We start from the raw sequence: 19,421 nt of genomic DNA on the forward strand, positions 1-19,421 counted from the left end.
ACTAACTCCATAACACAACAGGTGACTGCCAAAAAAAACACTTGTTGTTGATATATACCATTTCCCTACTATAACACATCGTAAGTGTTTATTATGATAAAATATGTGAACAGGAATTATGTCTTTTCTTGCTTATGCTGCATCAGTTCTATTTTAGCATGTATCACATATTACTAACATAAAAATTACATACTTATTATTAGTGTATACATACTTCAAAACATCATTTAAAATCTCTAGGTGTATAGGATTATTTTGCTATATGCAATGATCATACCAATAGCACCTTAAGTCTTCTTATCTGCTTATAATCATGCATTAAGTATTGTATCACTTCAATCATCAATCATCATATACATTCTATTACATTTTTCACAATAGTGATACTCACACAATATAGCCGAGGATTCAGATAGATAACTTACCATCACAAATAACCCTTATGGGTACAAAACACTTACAATATTCATTTTTATACACATAGTAAACATATTAAATTGAAAATAATCTTTGGATTTCTCATTAATATAAGAAAGCTGTAACTCTCTTATATGTGTAGTGAGATAGTTAAATAATATTCTGATAAATACACTTAAATCTTTGAGCAAAAACCAGACACACTCGATGATCTTCTATGATATAGCAATATGTATCATATAAGTAGAATGAGTAGTATAACTTATTTAATCACTTACGCGCTCACTAAAATAAGTAGTCTTTGACTATTGTAGGATTCATACCGCCTTTGATGATTATGTGCACATGCACAATAACCTTATATTGGCATATACAATATGAATGCATAAAAGTCTAGTACTACTACTCATAACTGTAGTATAGAAAATACCATAGTACCTGCATTTCGGCATCCCTATGTTCCAGAAAATGTAGAGTCAATGTTCTAAAACGGTATGACATCATCATTACACTATATAGTAGCAACGAATAACCACAATACAACACTCAGGAGGTAAAATGTTAAAAACCGTATGTCACTTAGCTCGTGAGGCCGGCAATGCTATTACCAAGGTATATGATAAAGAGATTCCACTTAACCTCCAACATAAAAAAAACCACTCCATAGTAACCGCTGCGGATATAGCGGCACACAAAATCATTGCAGCAGGATTACGTGCACTGACCCCTGAAATTCCAATATTATCAGAAGAAGCACCACTATCCTGGGAGGCGCGTAAAACATGGAAACAATATTGGTTGGTAGACCCATTAGATGGTACAAAAGAATTTATTCAACGCAATGGTGAATTTACCGTGAATATTGCACTAATTGATCAAGGTCAACCAATACTCGGTGTAATATATGCACCCATATTGTCCATTATGTACTGTGCAACAAAAAAAGAAGCATGGAAAGAATATCAGGGGCATCATACAAAAATCCATGTACAGGAACTGCATCCGCCGATAATTGTAGTTAGTCGATCTCATATCGATAGTGAGCTGACACGTTATCTACATACGATCGGTGAGCATAAAATTATCGCAATGGGTTCTTCATTAAAGTTTTGCATGATTGCCGAAGGCAAAGCGCAGATTTACCCACGTCATGGTTCCACTAATATTTGGGATACTGGCGCAGGACATGCGATAGCTGTAGCAGCTGGAGCAGCAGTGCATGATTGGCAAGGTAAAGAGCTAGACTATACACCGAAAAAATCGTATCTTAACCAAGGTTTTTGTGTATCAGTGATCCCAAAAGAAAACCTCTTGAAAGTTGTATAAAATTCTTGAATGATCGTGATAATAGCGATACAAATGTTGGATGCACTCTGCCGTAACATAATATACAGCGTAAAATACATGTCTTCATTAGAGTAAAATGATTATTTTACAATAATTAACAGTATAGACATCCACCTATACAGACAAAATGAAAATCAGGATACTGCAATGATAATGCGTTATGCTGACGTAGATTTACTTGAGATCCTTAAATATTTTCTTAATATATGATCCATCTTATGTTAATATATGAACGCGGTAACACCATATCCATCTATACTCACAGCTGCGCTATACTACTCTTACTCGTTTAGTTATAATACACGATAAAGATTGTTTTACATACGCATTGAGTATTTCTATGCTATGCACTCACCTTTTTGGTGATGATGCTTATAAATCATCCACCATGTGCATAGCATCTCCTAAATAATTGGATGGAGTAATTTGCTGTAAGCGTAACTTAGCATGTTCTGGAAGAGGTAAGTGATCGATAAATAATTGAATATCTTCAACAGAAATAGGTTTACCACGAGTAAACTCTTTTAGTTTTTCATAAGGATTAGGAATACCATATCGACGCATCATCACCTGAATCGGCTCTGCTAATACCTCCCAGTGACGATTCAGATCATCCAGTAGATTGGTATTATTCACTTCTATTTTTGATAATCCCTGCAGGGTAGCATTGTAGGCAATAAGGGAATAGCTTATCCCCATGCCTAAATTACGAAGTACGGTGGAATCAGTTAGATCACGCTGCCAACGAGAAATTGGTAACTTATTTGCTAAGTGTTGCATCATAATATTTGCAATACCAAGATTTCCTTCAGCGTTTTCAAAATTAATTGGATTAATTTTATGAGGCATAGTAGAGGAACCGATCTCTCCAGCTATGGTCTGTTGCTTCAGATAATTTAAAGAAATGTAACCCCATATATCACGGTTAAAGTCAATGAGAATTGTGTTAAAACGCATTATACAATGCAATATTTCTGCAATAAAATCATGTGGCTCAATCTGAGTAGTATATGGATTCCAAGCGATTCCTAATGATAAAACAAATTCCTTACTTATCTGACGCCAGTTTACTTCCGGATAAACAGCTATATGCGCATTATAATTACCTACAGTACCATTCATCTTCCCTAAGATATTTATACATGCTAGCTGATCTAGCTGACGCTGTAAACGATATGTCACATTAGCCATTTCTTTACCGAAAGTCGTTGGAGTAGCGGATTGCCCATGAGTACGCGAAAGAAGTGGAGTCGCTCGATACTTTTTAGCTAAATTTTTTACTGTAGTAATAATTTCTTTCCAATGAGGAAGTATAGTTTTTTGACGCACAGTTTTTAGCATTAATGCATATGACAAGTTATTAATATCTTCCGAAGTGCATCCAAAATGTATAAACTGAGATATACCATGCAAAACAGGAATAGAAGAAAGCTTTTCGTTCAAAAAATACTCTACTGATTTCACATCATGATGGGTTTTCTTTTCGATGGTTTTAATACGAAGCGCATCTTTTATGTTAAAATCAGTGATAATGTTCTCAAGAAATGAATTCTCAACAACAGAAAAAATTGGAATTTCAGAAATTTCTTGACAAGAAGCTAACTTTTGAAGCCAACGTATTTCAACTTTAACACGAAATTTTAAAAAACCATATTCACTAAATATACTCCGAAGTGAAATTAGCTGATCACTATAACGACCATCTACGGGTGAAATAGCGGTCAATGAGGACAATTCCATGATATCTTCTCCGGATGAAAAAGCTAGAATATTACATTCAGTCTACACAGCCAAGCTTTAATATTAATTTAGACTGACTAATTAAATGGTTACGTAAAAACATGAGCTGCCAACGACGACCGCCAACTTGTTGCCACAGTACTACTGAACGAATGCCAGCTAAAAGCAGTGTACGTATTTTATGCTGTACCTGTATATTTTTCAATATATCTGCAGAACCCATTACTTGAATGCGTGGACCTAGAGGACTAATAACATCAAGATATATATCTGCCATCAAACCAAGGATTACATTCAGTTCGATCGTAGAATTAGTATACTGTGTATTAAGTTTATGAATACGATTTGCTAAATCCCTTGATGCCCCCTGAGTACTCTGTAGTTTTCGCTCTAATAGCATTAAACTCATAGTGTATTGAGTTACTTCAGCTCTTAATCCTTGATCACTTCTACCATTTAATAATCCTATCAACGTTTCTAATCCATAATGTAGATTAGATTCTTTCTTACCAAATATATCTAATATCGAAGGTGGGTTGAGATTTAACAAACTGTTTAACGAGGTCTGAAGTGCCTCTATGTTGCAGTCTCCATAACGCGCTACCTGTTGTACTAAATATGTTGCCTGACAAATACCCGCTAGCGCCAAAGTAATATGGTAATATTTTTTTGTCACAGTGACTCCTGGCGTACTCAGTTATATATTACATAAAGGTATACGCTGATCAATAACACCCCCTCCCAGGCATCTGGCACCGAGATAACAAACAACAGACTGACCTGGTGTAACTGCTGCTATTGGATAATTAAAATCTACTTTAATGGCATCACTATTCAGTGGTGTTAACCTACAGGGTATGTCAGGTTGGCGATACCGAGTTTTCACTACGCAACTGATAGAAGAAGTCAAATCATGACGATCGACCCAATGTAATTGACTTGCAACTAATCCTACGGACATGAGCCGAAAATGATTAGATCCTTGTGCAACAATCAATATATTTCTTGATAGATCCTTTTCTACGACATACCAAGGAGATCGAGTGCTGCCTGCTCTTCCCCCAATTCCTAAACCTTTGCGTTGCCCTAAAGTATAATATATCACACCTTTATGCTGCCCTATTTGGTCCCCGTCTACAGAAAGAATAATGCCAGGGTTAGCTGGGATATAGGATGATAAAAACTGCATAAAATTACGCTTACCAATGAAACAGATGCCTGTAGAATCCTTCTTCTCTGCTGTCACTAAACCTAACTTTTTAGCAATACTACGCACAATAGGTTTGGATAAAGTGCCTAGAGGAAACAAAATTTGTTCAATTTGTCGACACCCCAGCGTATAAAGAAAGTAACTTTGATCTTTATTATCGTCTAATCCTCGCAGTAGACGACTTGTCCCACATATGTCCTGACGACGCGCATAATGACCAGTGGCAATATAATCTGCTCCTAAATCCTTAATAGAAAAATCCAACAAAGATTTAAATTTAATCTCTTTATTACAGAGAATGTCAGGGTTTGGTGTACGACCTGTTTTATATCCAGATAAAAAGTGTATAAACACGTTATCCCAATATTCAGAAGAAAAGTTAACAGTATGGAGCGTTATTCCCAGTTGATCACACACAGTTTCTGTATCAGATAAATCTGCAGCTATCGGACAATATCCTGTATGAAGATCTTCCTCCCAATTGCGCATAAATATACCTTCCACGTGGTAGCCTTCTTCCTTCAGCAAAAATGCCGCCACGGAAGAATCTACACCACCAGACATTCCAACAATAACTTTTTTACGATGATTTGACATAACCTTACCTAATAGTATAAATCCTCTTAATGATATTTTAAGCAGAGTACATATTATTTAATGTTCGCACGGTAAGTGGATAAAGTTTAGATGGCAAATATTCTACTCCTATTATATATAAGGACTTGTTAAAATTCTACACAATACACTGACTGTGACTATCAGTTATACTAGATTGCTTCCATATACGCTTTGCTAAAGTCTCTACATGAATTACCAACAAACATTAATTACAGTTCTATAAAATATATATATCTTTCTAATGTGAAAAGAGCATTTTCTCATCGCAATCGTGCATACATGCTCGCATGGGGATTATCACTCACATGCACGCGAATTCCATAGGCATCTTATCATGCACCACTATACTGCGCTGCAGTCTAAGAGAAACTTAGATGTCTCTGTTATTATAGAGTCCATATCCATCTTATCTTTTCACTTCTATAATTTTATATGACATACTCTACCTACTTTTAAAAGATTCAAATATTTCTTGCCATTATTTTAAGTAAAAAATATTTAATTGTTGTTTATGAAAATAAACCGGTAAATGCCTTATCTTGTTTTCCGCATGCTCAAATCTTCTATGATTATATAACACAAGATTATAGATCATTATGAATATCAGGAGAGGAAAATATATTGCATCTATGTTTATTGTATAGATTGAGCATCTAATTTATAAAATAGGCCGGATATTTAAAGATCCACCATCTAGTCATTCAGAAATAAAGAAAAAAACATATTTCATTACAATAAATTAAGAGTGTAATACAAATCAATAATGTATAAATCCACTAAAAGCAATCATATCTACCTTTCTCCCATATAGAGAATTAAATTCTATATTCTCATGATGCTAGATAAATATGAATAAATTGTCATATGAATTATGCAACAGTTATGTTATGCAAAAACATTAGGAAAGACGTATATCATCCTAGTAATGGTAGGGTAGTTTGAATCGCGTGGACAAGTGCATGGATATCATGATAAGTATTATATGGTGCAAAAGAGGCTCGTAAAGCACTAGTTATACCTAATGCAGATAATAGAGGTATAGCACAATGATGACCTGCACGCAAAGATATCCCTTTATGCATCAACAAGGTGGCTAAGTCGCTACCGTGTATACTAGCAATATTAAAAGATAATAAGCTAGAGCCCTGAACCCTATAGCTCTCAAAACCTGGTATCGTCGCAATCAATAAAGATTCTGCTGTTTCAGCCAACTCTTGACTCCAGCGCTCGGAGGCTAATTGATTAAATTTACTAAACCACTGTAATGCAGTACTTGTGCCAATAACTCCAGCGATATTCGGTGTACCTGCCTCCAAACACCAAGGTACAGATTTTAATTTAAACCCCAAGAAACTAACGTTGCTGACCATATGCCCTCCACCTTGCCAAGGCTCCATTTCTCTCAACCGTTCTGTTTTACCATATAACACCCCAATTCCTGCAGGGCCATAAAACTTGTGAGCAGAAAAAGCATAAAAATCAACATCCAACTCCTTTATATTAATAGGATAATGAGCAATGCCTTGCGCACCATCAACCATAACCACAGCACCACAAGCATGTGCCTGCGTGATAGCAGACACAAGATCTGGACAACCACCGGTAACATTTGACATCTGCCCGATGGCTAAAAGACGCGTATAATGAGGTTTGAGAAGTTCTGATAATTTACTCACATCTGGTAATCGATCACTGCCTAACGGTAATTTTACAACTGTAGCACCAGTCTGTTTAGCGACCATTAACCACGGTATTAAATTCGCATGATGTTCTGCTTCACTTACTATTATTTCATCTCCTGGTTGTAAACGAGACCGTAGCCAACTTTGTGCAACTAGATTAATAGATTCGGTGGTACCCTTTGTCCATACAATAGATTGAGCATCTGAGACATTTAAGCATCGTGCGACTTGATCGCGAGCATCTTCATAAAGTCTAGTTAATGCTTGCCCTGGGGAAAAATTATTTTGATGTATTGATCTTACATGTGTACGATAAAAATCTGCCATAGTTTCAATAACAACTGATGGCGTTAAGGTAGTTGTTGCACTATCTAAATAGCACACTTCACCCTTAAGAGATGGAAAATCCTGACGAAAATCTATTGGATTAAATAACTGGATACGCATATCTGTTTAATATTCATTATACTTTGAGTAGATTGTCATGGACCATGATGCAAATTGCAAGCATCTTGACTGTCTGATAGAAAACGTTTTTATGTCGTATGATCATAATGTATTTTTAATCATGTATCTACATCATGATAGGTTTATCCCTACCGCCTTATATCTATATTAAGAAAATCTGTATACATAATTAACTGCGAGTTGTATCATTACATCCTATATGAAGCGGACTATTAGATTAACCACTTATTGCCCCGTACTTGTTCAAGTATATATGATACACTGAGCTAAATCAGTACGATATCGCCTGGTGGATTGTCAATAATTTTCGAATATGTATAGCACAACAGTACTATGTTAATCGTTTGATAATGCTAAATACAGAAACATTTACGCAGGCCCCATAAAAACATCATGAACCATATCAGTGATATTTTAACCTAATTTTAACAAAATGTAATCTCTTCAACATATTCAGATCATCGTGATGCTTGAAAACAACTATGCCGTAATACTATTTACATACATTGAAGAATGTCCTATAATGAATTAGGAATGTTACTAGATAATGCGACGAATACATATGGTATTAAACGCCTTATATATTCTGCTATCCTTCGTATATGCTTATGGTCATATACTGAATGTTCAGTGAATATCCAGGGGCAGTACTTCTATGTGAAATCTGTATAGTTAATATCTACAATGCATGCAAACCTGACAAGTTTACGTCATGGTATTCACAGAGGAGAGAATATAGATATCGAATGCAACAACATCTAACGTCTGACTAAGACTCTTTCCGCAGTATCGACTAGAATCTTTGTGTGTAAATCAACTTCAACATTCACTCTATGATCAATATCTTTGCTACCAATCGTCGTACGTAATAAAGTTTCTGGAATCAGATGTACACAAAATGTGTCCCCCATGATATCCCCTACTGTTAGACTAATACCGTCAATGGTAATAAACCCTTTATAAAAAACATATTTACTCTGATAGGGATCCGCAAGAGTCAGCCACATTATATAATCATTTTTAGTATTGCAGACTTTACTAATTTTAGCTATTGTCGTAATGTGACCAGAAACAATATGACCCCCAATTTCATCACTAAACTTTGCTGCTCGCTCTATATTAATACTCTCCCCTTCGGTGAGAGAACCTAAAGTAGTTAGCATAAGCGTCTCTGCCACTAAATCGAAACTTACATATACACCAGTAATTTTTGTTACAGTTAAACAGCAACCATTGTGAGACACTGAAGCGCCTATTTCTAATCCCGATAACAAGATTTGTGGCATTTTCATAACGTGTGTTCTGCCATACTTATTTTCTTTAATCACACATAGCTCTGCTATACCCTGGACAATACCGGTAAACATTTCTGTACCTCAACATAACGATGGATCTTATTTTCCCATACACAATATATTTTAAGGAACCCTTGCATCCACACATAAAATACTGCAGCCTTCATACTATATAGTATATCGCATATATAGCATTAATTCTCAGGTATCCACTACTACATCGCACTTATGCAAAGCATTTTTCGCAATTTGTAGTACTTTATCAGACAAGAGATATAAGCCTGTAGTACGACCTGCACTCAAGTTTTCCTTAAGGCCAAGTCTAAAAAATAAAGTCAATAAATCTTTCCCATATAACTCTCTTGGATGTTTCCCCTCTATGGTTGTGAGAAGCACTGCTAATAACCCACGCACAATACGACTCTCACTATCGCCGTAAAAATGTAATTTATTATTTTTATACCTTTGATAACCCAACCACACCTTATTTTCGCAACCCATAAGTTCACTTTCATTATTCTTCAATGCATCATGCAAAGCAGGAAGTTTCTGACCTAACAGAATCAAACAACGATATCGTTCTTCCCAACATTGACATTGAGAAAATTTCTCTAGTAATAAATTTGCAGTAATCATGGTACCAAACGGATGTATAGTGGTAAAAAACATGCAAGTCATCCTTAAGTACAGCATCAGATATGAAAAAGAACAATAATGTAGTGTTAAGCAATAAAGATGAAGATAATGAAAATTATTAACTATAGGATAATGCTAGAACACTTTCGATATTACTCTTCTACGCATACAACTTCTCAAATTTATTTCATATAAAAGTAGTATTCCTTTTAATTTTATGAATGATAATTTATGCTATATGATAGCAGGATATATAAGTTATAAACGTCCATACGACTCATATTGATTACTCTAAACGTGATATATCATTAGTAATTCATTTAGAAGTGAGGTAGAGATTACCAATCTTTAAACAACTGGGAAAACATTTCAATGCAAACTGGTATTTATACATTAAAAACATAGAGAATATAATTTCGTACCATATGTAATACAATATGAATATAACCTTTTGCACCCTGTCATTATATTGAGATCTCACATTATATTATTAATAGTCATCTATTAATGTTCTTAAAAAGTGAGTATATCTCTGGCGTAGGATACATAACATACACAGTAAAATATCTTTATCTTGTGTACAAAATATATTATCTATATAATGATATTACTTTTCAATTTAATTTTTTCGTTCAAAGCTAAAAAATTACACACTGTATCTATTCCACCAAATATACTAAACCTATAGTCAAAGATATTAGACGTTTTCATAAAACAATAGGATAGATATAATACTAACTCGTATATAAGTATTAACGAAAAGGCTTAAAAAAAGCAAAGAAGGTATTTTTATACAAAGAAAGAAAATATCTCTGCTCATCCACCATGTACACTAATACATAGCAATGTCATCTAGAAAAAACAGTAAGCATTAACTATGACATGTATATATCGGTCACTCTATATACTAAGTGATTCAATCAGTATATCAATAGTTAAGTTAGATAGCCATGCTGATAAACAAAATTGCCAGCTCACATATTAGTAATAAGTGACATCTAAAAAACATTAAGGAGTACTGTATTTAGATATGAAACTAATACCTACCTAACAAGAAAGAAAGGAGCAGTTTTATTTCTCACCAAACATATATTAACATATACAAAGAAGTATTATGAACTTAGGAAGATTATTTATTTTTTCAGCCCCTAGTGGAGCTGGAAAATCTAGTCTGATTCAAGCATTGTTAAACAAACTACAACCATACCATGCTCAAATATCGATCTCTCATACTACACGTCATATGCGACCAGGAGAAAAACAAGGAGAGCATTATTATTTTGTTACTAATGACGAGTTTAGCAGCATGATTGATCAGCAAAAATTTCTTGAATATGCTCAAGTTTTTGGTAATTATTATGGAACATCGCGTCAGGCGATTATGTATAAATTGAAAAAAGGCATCGATATCTTTCTTGATATAGATTGGCAAGGTGCTAGGAATATTAGAACAATCATGCCAGATGCACGTAGTATCTTTATCTTGCCCCCATCGAAATCTGAGCTACAGCGTCGATTACAGCAACGTGATCAAGATAGCGCAGCTATCATTACGAGACGTATGACTCAAGCCGTAGAAGAAATTAGCCATTATATAGAATACAACTACTTAATAGTGAATGACGACTTTGATCGCGCACTAATAGACTTACAGTCTATCATCCACGCTGAGCGTTTTCGTATTAATCATCAGGCATCTTATTATAAGATATTACTCAATGAATTGTTAGCAGACTGAAAGTAACTAAATATCATAAAATCAATTTATTTATCACTACAATTGGAGTAGTAAACATATGGCTCGACTCACGGTACACAACGCAGTAAAAAACATCGGTAATCGTTTTGACCTGGTTCTAGTAGCCGCACGACGCGCACGTCAGATACAAATTGGTGGAAAAGAACCATTAGTCCCCAAATACCATGATAAATCTACTGTAATTGCACTTCGGGAAATAGAAGAAGGTCTTATTACTAATGATACCGTAGATCTCCTCGATCATAAAGAAAAAGAAGAAAGACAGAATCATGCCTTTACAAAACTCATGACTAAATCTGAACTTTATATATAATAAAGTTTTAAGTAAAAATTTTATAATTTATCAGTCTTTTTTACAAAGACTTGAGGCATATAAAGAAAGAACATGGTGCACATCGATATATCTTCATGCAATTAATATGAGCTCAAGAAAAGATGATATTTTTTGTCCAATGCAGCAATGATGACAACCTTTCAGTATCTGGAAATTCTACTAGAAAATACATTCTATATTACCAACGTACACAGAATCATAATCATTAACTCCGTAACGTTAGAATAAAAGCGATAACTAGTGACGGTATCTATTCATACACTCATGCTATAGTTGTACCTCTTATAAATAATAAAATTATTTACGATATTCCATGCTATATATGTACTATATAAGTAAGCATAATATGTACTATATACATAAGAATTAAGTTAAGTATTATTCAACGTAAGTAGCGCTGCGAAATAGTAAATGCATATTACATCCGTATCAATAACAATCATGCATGTAGTAATCGATCTCTTTTGTATAAGTTAATTTGCTAATTATATGTATTCTGCACTACAGTGCTTAATATTCTGTCTCTTTTTACTAAGATTGAACACAGACATCATACTCTTTGTGTAGAATGTATGGAGTCATTAGTAGAAAACAAAAAACACAGTTCATATGTCTACCATTGTAACAACTGTAAAAATAATGAAGTATGTTATAAAAAATCTGATTTTTAAAACATTATGCATCATGATACATACAAAAATTAAGATAATTCTCCAATTTTAACATAATTATATTCATAATGAATAATATGCATCCTACTAAAATTATAGAGGAATCACTTATGCAAGTACAAAGTGTAAAGTAATATTTACTGATTTATAAAACAGCAATATTAGTATTTAATATACCACATGAGGCATTTAAAGGCCCGGGACGGTAACCGAAACATTAGTTAACAGAATAATTAGGATTACATATGAATGCAGATAACAAAGCAAGCGCCGAAAAACGCGCTTCAAGAAGACGTTGGTTAAATGCCCAAGACTCTGGTTATCACAAAGCAATGGATAATCGCCATGTACAAATGATTGCTATTGGCGGAGCCATTGGAACAGGCCTTTTTCTTGGTGCTGGCGCACGTCTTCAAATTGCTGGACCAGCATTAGCGCTAGTTTATTTAGTATGCGGTATTTTTTCATTCTTTATTTTACGCGCACTTGGTGAGCTAGTATTACACCGTCCTTCTAGTGGAAGTTTTGTCTCCTATGCTCGTGAATTCTTGGGTGAAAAAGCATCTTATGTTACTGGATGGATGTATTTTGTCAACTGGGCAATGACTGGTATTGTGGACATTACAGCTGTAGCGCTATATATGCACTATTGGAGCGCTTGTAGTGATGTACCACAGTGGGTATTTGCCCTTGGTGCGTTAGCGATCGTTGGTAGTATGAATATGGTTGGTGTGAAGTGGTTTGCTGAAATGGAGTTTTGGTTTGCACTAGTAAAAGTACTAGCAATTGTCATATTTTTAATTGTTGGTGTAGTATTTCTTGGTAGTGGACAGATGTTAGATGGTAATGAAACCGGTTTTTATTTAATCACTGACAATGGCGGATTTTTCCCAAATGGTCTTTTGCCCGCGTTAGTATTAGTGCAAGGGGTGGTATTTGCATTTGCTTCCATTGAGCTTGTAGGAACAGCAGCAGGAGAGTGTACAGACCCACAAACCATACTACCAAAAGCCATTAATAGAGTCATATGGCGCATTGGTTTATTTTATGTTGGCTCTGTGGTTTTATTGGTACTGCTTCTTCCTTGGAATGCATACCAAGCAGGACAAAGTCCATTTGTTACTTTTTTTTCTAAACTAGGTGTACCATACGCCGGTAGCATTATGAATATCGTCGTACTCAGTGCAGCCCTATCTAGTTTAAATTCAGGACTCTATGCAACAGGCCGAATTTTACGATCCATGTCCATGGGTGGTTCTGCTCCAAAATGCATGTCTCTAATGAGCAAACACCAGGTTCCATATGTGGGGATTCTAATAACTGTTAGCGTATATGTTATTGGTGTATATCTCAACTATATTTTACCTTCTAGTGTCTTTGAGATTGTCTTAAACATCGCAACACTTGGAATTATTTCATCCTGGGCATTTATCGTGATATGTCAAATGCGCCTACGCAAGGCTATTAAGGAAGGTAAAGCAGAGGATATAATTTTTAAACTACCTGGCGCACCTTTTACCTCATGGTTAACTCTTCTTTTTTTAGTTAGCGTACTAGTTCTGATGGCCTTTGATTACCCGAATGGCACTTATACGATTGCATCCATTCCGTTTCTTGCCTTAGTATTAACTCTAGGGTGGTTCCGTGTGCGCAAACGGGTACATTCTCTTACAGAAGAGGAAGTCAATCCTACAAACGTCATAAAATCTCCCTATTAAACGTTTATACAACTTGAAATGGAAAGAAATATGATTATAGATGACTATCTAAGACAATAATTCAGTATCTTATATGGGTTATAACGAAAAGAGGAACAATTTGATGATCATTGTAGTTATGTAAAAAGTAACTACTTACAAGGCATCTCATCTCCAAATCATGAAGGTTTATATCATGATACAGGCTATCAGCCTGTATCATAGTTGTACGCATGAAACGAGAGAAATTTGCAACCACAACCACTACATTACAAAGTATCTCCTCTTCTTTTCCCTAAATAATAGGGTATTCCATGCATTCAGAAACACTCCAAAGTTATACATGATGATTGGTGTATCTGCATATACTGTACACACGCACTAAACACACGAGTTTTTGAAACCTATGATATTAGAAGTGGCAGTTTGACAATGAGTTACAACTGTATACTTTCTATTTTTAGATGACTAAATATACTGTTTTTAAGAAAAAGAGATATGTATATATGTACAAGCTATGAAAATGCGTGCTCCCTATTAACTGATTTCTTGTATTTTAGTACTGTGCCTTCAGATTCTTCTCTATTGCAATGACAGAGCAACTATGTATGTATCGAGTTTTTATAGGGCGATAAAATACAACTCTTGATTCAGAAATATACCGCTCTTGTTAGTTATACCAAAATTATGTCATAAAACCAACATATGTTTATGTTAGCAACTAACTCATTAATATCCAAGATAAGCGTGTATATATACACTACACAGTAATATATACCGAATGCAGAATAGTCAAGATAATTCAACATACTTACTGTGCACTTAAGATGAATCTGCATATGTGATAACAAGAAAGATGGCAAATACACTAAAAGATCAGTAATAAATATTATGCACTATAGGGGTAGATGTGCATACCTTATGTATTATTAAGAATAAATTTATGCACCATAACAGACATATCACATCCAGTAGGTGTACAATAAAAATCTAAAGATCCATGCTATATTTTAAACCATATAAGATATTAATCTTCACTGTTTGATGTCACTATCAGTATAGTTTTACACGCTACAAGAAGTATTCACCTTATTTTCATGAGAAAGCATAATACGGATGCATTATAATCCCATTGATAACGCGCTTCTGTATAAACAAACCAATTCAAAGCTAAAATTATAATTCCCATACAAGCATTAACATCCGTTTGCATAAAGTTTATCTAATAAACCACTGCGACGTAGTATATCCAAGCTTACTGCTTTCTGAAAAACCCCCTGATCAGCATAAATGGTTATTTTTCTTTTAGCACGAGTAATGGCTGTATATATTAATTTACGTGTTATAATTGATATTTTCTGATGAGGTAAAACAAGTATCACATGATCAAACTCTGATCCTTGAGCTTTATGCACGGTCATAGCAAAAGCTGTACTATGCAATGGTAACAGCAAAGGATTAAATGCCTTAGTGTGTCCATTAGGTAACAAAAACCACACTTTCATCTCGCGAGCATCATCTAAAATAGCTATACCGATATCACCATTACATAACTGTAGAGCAGGATTATTGCGCATGATCATGATTGGTCGTCCAATATACCATGGATATTTCCAAGAGGTATGTGCAAAAATTAATCCTATCTGATGTAACATTTTTTCGATATATTCATTCAGTCCTGCAGTACCGAATAATCCATGACAAATTGTACATAGCACCCGAAAATCTCTAAAAGCCATTAAAATTTTATGCGGTTTTTCGCCAGCTTGTAATAAACGCAAATATATACGATATCCTTCAATACAATTATCTAATAGGTGCTGATAGTCTGCAGCAGATTTGAGTGAAAAATAACAGACATCACTGAAGTTATCATTTAGTATCTTTATGGATAATTGTGCTTTTCCAGCATTTACTGCGATTGCTAACTGACCAATACCGGATGACTGCTTAAAACGATAACTGGTAGGTAATACGCATATCATGTCAGATATAGCATTGTGCGTATAATCTTCCCTGCCTATCACCTTATAACCAGTTAAACGAGATAATTGCTCAGCACGATACAGGCTATAATGATTACTTGCGTTATAACACAGATCACCGAACACTGATCCCGCCTCTACTGAGGATAGTTGATGATGATCACCGAGAAATACAACTCTTGTATGATGAGAAAGTACAGAAAATAAATAAGCCATGATGGCTAGATCAATCATAGAGGCTTCGTCAATAACTAATACGTCTACAGGAAGGGGGTTGTCTTTATTAAACCGAATTCTCTGACCGCCTGGTGTAATCCCTAAAAGACGATGCAATGTAATTGCTTCACGAGGAAAACCTCTTGATACAAGATCAATCCTATGAATCTTCTGTAGAGTAAGGTTTAAAGATTCCGTTAACCGCGCCGCTGCCTTACCAGTCGATGCCACTACTTTAATCCGCTGGGGTACTGGTAATAATTCAATCAATACACCTAAAAGTTTAGCTATCGTAGTAGTTTTGCCAGTGCCTGGGCCACCAGCTATAATTGCTAGCTTACATGTGATAGCTATAGCAACAGCAATTTTCTGCCAATTTAAAATGTTATTCTGATCAAAGTAACTATCTAAAATTTTACGTGTTTTTTTTTCCTCTACATCTAGTAATAAGTTTTTCCGCTGGATAAACTGCGCAACTATTACCTCATTATGCCACATACGATATAAATAAAGAGATTTTTTTTCCAGAACTAGCGGTGTTACTGTCTGACCATTACTGACTACCGGGCATGCTAATAACACGCGCTCAATATCTTTTGGATTGCCGGAAGACTCCCATATCATGTGAGCTAAACCCTGATGAAGCCCAGAAAAAAAAGCTGCAGGACATAGATTTCTTAGAGGTAAACAAACATGACCAACTCGAGTATCACGACTGAGGAAAACAGCTGCTAACATTAATACAGGTTGATAATCTCCGGCAATCATATGTGCAAACTGTATATCAAGGGGGTGTATTAAACCATTATTTTTTGCTACACATAATGCTTCTAGTAATCGCATTCTTAACGCTCTTCAATACATACAAATACGCTAGACTGATTTAAATAGACATAGAAAAATACGCCGTCTATTTTCAGGAATATGAAATAACATTAATGCTATACACATAAATTTTAATCTTTTATTACAACACATACAAAAATCTTTTAAAACTATTTTGAAATCACATTTTACTCGGTGAATGATCTGATTCTCTTGGCAATAAATACTTGATTCAATTTATAAAAGTATAAATACTATAATATTTTTATCGGCTTTATCTTTATATCACGTCATTTTTATTAGTATATATAATGCATATGATGGAATATAAATTAAATTTAATACTGCGTTATTTCATAAAATCAAAATACTGATACATCTTCCAGTCAGTAGATTTTTAGCATTATGCCGCCAAGTCGTTCTCTATTTTTTAATATGGCATCAGATATTGTATGTATGATAATGCTCATCTAATCCATGTCAACATCATCTCTTCCAGTATTAGACTACAAAGTTTTAGTGCCTTATAATGTATTGACATGGGGATGAATTGCAGATTCTATAGTCTCATGTTGCATAATACATGCATTGAGAATGAATTCTTTCTTTAGTATTAGAGCCCATTGTACTCTACAAAGATAAAATTATAGCAAAAATTTATATTTGTATAAAATGTAAACATGTCATATAAGATACAAATCGAAGCTATCGGAATTTAATAACACTTAAACGCTAAAATTAGCAATGAATGTGACTATTATAGCATATAGTAAAAATAGACAGAAAAACATACACAATTTACAATAAGTCATACCATGCTATACGTTTTCTCGTGAGAAAATTCTTTGTTTTTCTGATCACTCCTGACAAAATCATACGACTGCTTAATAGCATTTAATACACATACTTGTTTAACATAACAAAAAAAACACCAAAAACTAGCATGAGCTACCTATGTAGATTTACGTTTTTCGGTGTAGGCACGTCTCTTCTGCAACATAATCGCTAATTAATATATGAGAATAGCTCGCTACATAGCGGTCACTTGTGTATCATGAATTCACAATTGACATTAAAACAATATCTTCTCTGTAAGGATGCTGCTGATATATATGTAGAAAGATCACTTTCTCTTGTCTATGAAGCGCTCTCTCCATCATGGCCGTACTCTATATATTATATAGTATATATTTAGTACAATCATAAAACACAATGTATCAGAATCACTAACATCACAATAATATATACATCTCGCATATTGAGCAACATGGATGCTTCACAAGTCTACCCACGTACTAGGTCATCGATCATATTACTTCACAGTCTATAAATATGATCAATCTTATATTTTTACTGTTTATATCATGATATAATGTACTATAAAGTGTGCACTTCACTCATAGATAAAATATTCATATTTTTTGTACCATCATCAAAGACACATACCACAAGTCTACACACTGCATATACAGCACGTATATTGGTATGCATCATGTTATCCCCCATACACCAATATAAGATACGTAGCTCTCGGGATTCACTAGGAATATTACAGCTCTTATAACATCTAAAATTGCTATGTATAATGTTTCACATAAAAATTTTAGTGAAGAAGGAGCTAGGCTGATGATAATGCGTGGTGTATAGATCTTGAGTGACACTCCATACTATGGGTGTATCGACCTAATGCTGTCACATCTTTACGTGAATGTGATGCCTATAATGGATGTCTATAAGATAGAGACATGTCCTCACAAAAATTATCCATATTTTTATTAACAAAAAACATATAGACAAAATTGTTAATGATTCGGCGTAGTTATCTATCAATACATTTATATCCCTTGTAGTAGCTATACCACACTACTCTTATTGATGGATAGAAATTGATGCAACCTATCACATAATTTTGATATCATATTAACAAATATGCATCAACTAAGCTCACTTACGATGAGCTAGTCACTTTATGTTTCCCATTCTTTTGAGTTGTATGTAATCTTATTTACTATCGAGTATATTAGGGTAGTATTAAATCTCAAATAGGCAGCGTGCATCTGTTATAAAAAGAAACACAAAATGTACAGCATGACAATGTCTACCTGCACTCTCTATATATCAATAAACTGTTATATGAACCTTACCACCTACTCTAGATTATCAGAAGACCAAAGGGGAATGTACATAATATTGTGTCAGAATGTGTATTGATCTCTAATAATCCCTCCAATACTCTATATTCTATATTCTATATTCTATATTCTAATTAATCCTATCTTACTATAAAGACACTATTTTAATCTGAAGTAATATCTATCTAGATTTCTTCTTAGATTAGCTATTAGCTAAACTATATGCATACAGTATAAATTAATGTTTTCACAAAAATAAAAATGGTCATTAGCATGAAATATATTTAAGAAATCTTCATATATGCATGATACTATAGATCTTTCAATGCATTGATTGCTGCATATGGAACTAAAATAATCCACAAATCTAAAGACAGACTTATAGTACA

General features: G+C 34.3%; 11 protein-coding genes. 4 read left to right on the top strand and 7 right to left on the bottom strand.

The window, feature by feature from the left end:
• Positions 1-975: 975 nt before the first annotated feature.
• Positions 976-1,743 carry a 3'(2'),5'-bisphosphate nucleotidase CysQ gene (cysQ, locus tag ERCILAFE3058_RS03210; RefSeq protein WP_157989992.1) on the top strand — a complete coding sequence of 256 codons (768 nt, stop codon included), beginning with the start codon at positions 976-978 and terminating at the stop codon, positions 1,741-1,743.
• A gap of 393 nt (positions 1,744-2,136) precedes the next feature.
• Here cysQ and purB read toward each other — a convergent pair whose 3' ends face one another.
• The 6 genes from purB to csdE form a co-directional block, all read right to left on the bottom strand.
• Complete coding sequence (gene purB / locus ERCILAFE3058_RS03215; protein ID WP_157989993.1) at positions 2,137-3,504, bottom strand: adenylosuccinate lyase; 1,368 nt, start codon at positions 3,502-3,504, stop codon at positions 2,137-2,139.
• A 37-nt stretch (positions 3,505-3,541) separates the two neighbouring features.
• On the bottom strand, positions 3,542-4,180 hold the full coding sequence (hflD, locus tag ERCILAFE3058_RS03220) for a high frequency lysogenization protein HflD (protein WP_157989994.1): 639 nt from the start codon (positions 4,178-4,180) through the stop codon (positions 3,542-3,544).
• 21 nt (positions 4,181-4,201) lie between these two features.
• Entirely contained in the window at positions 4,202-5,311 is a 1,110-nt protein-coding gene (gene mnmA, locus ERCILAFE3058_RS03225) for a tRNA 2-thiouridine(34) synthase MnmA (protein ID WP_157989995.1), read from the bottom strand.
• 935 nt (positions 5,312-6,246) lie between these two features.
• Positions 6,247-7,455 (bottom strand): cysteine desulfurase CsdA, encoded by a 1,209-nt coding sequence (gene csdA / locus ERCILAFE3058_RS03230; RefSeq protein WP_157990086.1) that lies wholly within the window; start codon positions 7,453-7,455, stop codon positions 6,247-6,249.
• A 785-nt stretch (positions 7,456-8,240) separates the two neighbouring features.
• Entirely contained in the window at positions 8,241-8,849 is a 609-nt protein-coding gene (locus ERCILAFE3058_RS03235) for a riboflavin synthase subunit alpha (protein ID WP_157989996.1), read from the bottom strand.
• Between the two features lie 129 nt (positions 8,850-8,978).
• Positions 8,979-9,446 carry a cysteine desulfurase sulfur acceptor subunit CsdE gene (gene csdE, locus ERCILAFE3058_RS03240; protein ID WP_157989997.1) on the bottom strand — a complete coding sequence of 156 codons (468 nt, stop codon included), beginning with the start codon at positions 9,444-9,446 and terminating at the stop codon, positions 8,979-8,981.
• Between the two features lie 1,081 nt (positions 9,447-10,527).
• Here csdE and gmk point away from each other — a divergent pair.
• The 3 genes from gmk to ansP all read left to right on the top strand — a co-directional run bounded on the left by gmk (position 10,528) and on the right by ansP (position 13,895).
• On the top strand, positions 10,528-11,151 hold the full coding sequence (gene gmk, locus ERCILAFE3058_RS03245; protein ID WP_157989998.1) for a guanylate kinase: 624 nt from the start codon (positions 10,528-10,530) through the stop codon (positions 11,149-11,151).
• A 58-nt stretch (positions 11,152-11,209) separates the two neighbouring features.
• Positions 11,210-11,485, top strand: coding sequence for a DNA-directed RNA polymerase subunit omega (gene rpoZ, locus ERCILAFE3058_RS03250; protein WP_157989999.1), 276 nt, complete (start codon positions 11,210-11,212; stop codon positions 11,483-11,485).
• Positions 11,486-12,422: 937 nt separating this feature from the next.
• Positions 12,423-13,895, top strand: coding sequence for an L-asparagine permease (ansP, locus tag ERCILAFE3058_RS03255; RefSeq protein ID WP_157990000.1), 1,473 nt, complete (start codon positions 12,423-12,425; stop codon positions 13,893-13,895).
• Between the two features lie 1,175 nt (positions 13,896-15,070).
• On the opposite strand, the gene recD is transcribed toward ansP, so the two are convergent.
• On the bottom strand, positions 15,071-16,918 hold the full coding sequence (gene recD, locus ERCILAFE3058_RS03260) for an exodeoxyribonuclease V subunit alpha (protein WP_157990001.1): 1,848 nt from the start codon (positions 16,916-16,918) through the stop codon (positions 15,071-15,073).
• Between the last annotated feature and the right edge of the window lie 2,503 nt (positions 16,919-19,421).

This window comes from Candidatus Erwinia haradaeae (assembly GCF_900698955.1).
Classification (GTDB): Bacteria; Pseudomonadota; Gammaproteobacteria; order Enterobacterales; family Enterobacteriaceae; genus Erwinia_E; species Erwinia_E haradaeae_G.

Bases quoted from the DNA above. Each gene is read 5' to 3' on its own strand.
- cysQ (WP_157989992.1), top strand. From the start codon at position 976: ATGTTAAAAACCGTATGTCACTTAGCTCGTGAGGCCGGCAATGCTATT.
- purB (WP_157989993.1), bottom strand. From the start codon at position 3,504: ATGGAATTGTCCTCATTGACCGCTATTTCACCCGTAGATGGTCGTTAT.
- mnmA (WP_157989995.1), bottom strand. From the start codon at position 5,311: ATGTCAAATCATCGTAAAAAAGTTATTGTTGGAATGTCTGGTGGTGTA.
- ERCILAFE3058_RS03235 (WP_157989996.1), bottom strand. From the start codon at position 8,849: ATGTTTACCGGTATTGTCCAGGGTATAGCAGAGCTATGTGTGATTAAA.
- csdE (WP_157989997.1), bottom strand. From the start codon at position 9,446: ATGTTTTTTACCACTATACATCCGTTTGGTACCATGATTACTGCAAAT.
- gmk (WP_157989998.1), top strand. From the start codon at position 10,528: ATGAACTTAGGAAGATTATTTATTTTTTCAGCCCCTAGTGGAGCTGGA.
- rpoZ (WP_157989999.1), top strand. From the start codon at position 11,210: ATGGCTCGACTCACGGTACACAACGCAGTAAAAAACATCGGTAATCGT.
- ansP (WP_157990000.1), top strand. From the start codon at position 12,423: ATGAATGCAGATAACAAAGCAAGCGCCGAAAAACGCGCTTCAAGAAGA.
- recD (WP_157990001.1), bottom strand. From the start codon at position 16,918: ATGCGATTACTAGAAGCATTATGTGTAGCAAAAAATAATGGTTTAATA.